Raw genomic sequence first — 1542 nt, 5'->3', positions numbered from 1 at the left:
TGTTCACGGCCATTAAGCTAAGCATTTGACGGCATTAGTCTGCTGCCGAACTTAGGAGCATGACCCGCGCCCTGACTCGCTTTCTGACTCTTCTGCGCAGCTTCCCTGACCTCACCACGGAGGCCCAACGCGCGCAGTATATCGTCGAGCCCCACCGGCACTTCACTCGCTCCAGCCCCCTGACCTTCCGCCGCACCGTAGCCTTCATCCTGCAGCTGGTCCGTAAGTCCACCGCCGTGGAACTGCACGACTTCTTCGGCTCCCTCGGCCGGGCCCCGGTCACTAAGTCGGCTTTTGCGCAGCGCCGGCGGGCCATCCGCCCGGCCTTCTTCCGCGATTTCTTCTACCGCTCGGTCCAAGACTTTTACACTTGCTTCCGCCACGCCCGCCGCTGGCGCTCCCACCTTCTGTTTGCCGTGGACGGCACCGGGCAGACCCTACCCCGCGAGCACTGGATCGGCCAGGCCTTTGGCTTTCATCAGAACCAGCACGACAAGGTGCCCTCCACTCGTATCCTGCTGACCTACGATCTGCTCAACCGCATCATCCTCCGGGCGGACCTGCATACTCAGCACAGCGGCGAGATCCGTCACGCTTATCCCAATGTCGAGCACCTGCCCCAGCGGGCTATCTATATCTACGACCGCGGATACGCCGGCTACGGGTTGCCCTTCCTGCACCGCCGCCACGGTTCCGATTGCATCATCCGCCTCCCCGTGAGTATGAGTCCCGAAGTCGTAGACTTCGTCCGCAGTGGTCAGCCCGACCGGCTCATCACTGTCCCGCTGCTGGGGCGAGCCCTACGTACGCTGCGACAGTTAGGACTCCGCCCTGAGGAGCGTCACCCCCTGGAGCTCCGCCTGGTGCGCGTCGATCTGCCTACCGGAGAGGTAGAGGTACTTCTGACCACGCTGATGCACCGCCGCCGCTTCCACCACCGGCGTATCGGGGAGCTCTATGGCCTGCGCTGGGGGGTGGAGACGGGCATCTCTCACCTGAAGTCCTTTCTCCAACTAGCGCTTACTTCCGCCTACACCCAACCCGGCGTGGAGCAGGACTTATGGTCGACCTTCTGGTTTTATAACGTACAGAGCGCCTGTCTGCTAGACCGGGAGCTGGTCAAGCAGGCCCGCACCAAACACCGTATGTACAGCTATCGGATCAACCGCAACGTGACCGCCGGACTGATCAAGCGGTGGCTACCCACCCTCTTCCTGGATGGCGTGCGGCGTTGGCGCGCCCGCACCAAGGTCCTGCTGGACGAACTGGTCCACCACCTGGAACCCGATAGGCCCCGCCCGAGCCGTGTTCGACTAAGACGGATCATGCGCAGCCAGGACCGACATGTTTATGAACCTAACTATCGCTCAGCACTCTAGTGGACTACCAAGGCAGCAGGTCACGGCACGAGCCGCCTGACGGCCGGGCGGGGGCACTATGCCCTAAAGTTACTTTCTAAGCTACCGCAACGCAAGAGTAGCCGCTAAGCAACCGTGGTCAAGGCTCCAGTATAGTAGGGAAGAGCTTAGCTTAATGGAGTTG

Annotated in this window: 1 protein-coding gene; it reads left to right on the top strand. The window is 61.8% G+C overall.

Annotated elements, in window-relative coordinates:
- Window positions 1–59 precede the first annotated feature (59 nt).
- The gene (locus MJQ68_RS17880) at window positions 60–1379 is read left to right on the top strand and encodes an IS4 family transposase (protein WP_238752534.1); all 1320 of its coding nucleotides are present in this window, start codon (window positions 60–62) and stop codon (window positions 1377–1379) included.
- The last annotated feature ends 163 nt before the right edge of the window (window positions 1380–1542 follow it).

This window comes from Neolewinella maritima (assembly GCF_923081025.1).
Lineage (GTDB): Bacteria > Bacteroidota > Bacteroidia > Chitinophagales > Saprospiraceae > Neolewinella > Neolewinella maritima.
This window is presented reverse-complemented; position numbering and strand designations above follow the sequence as displayed.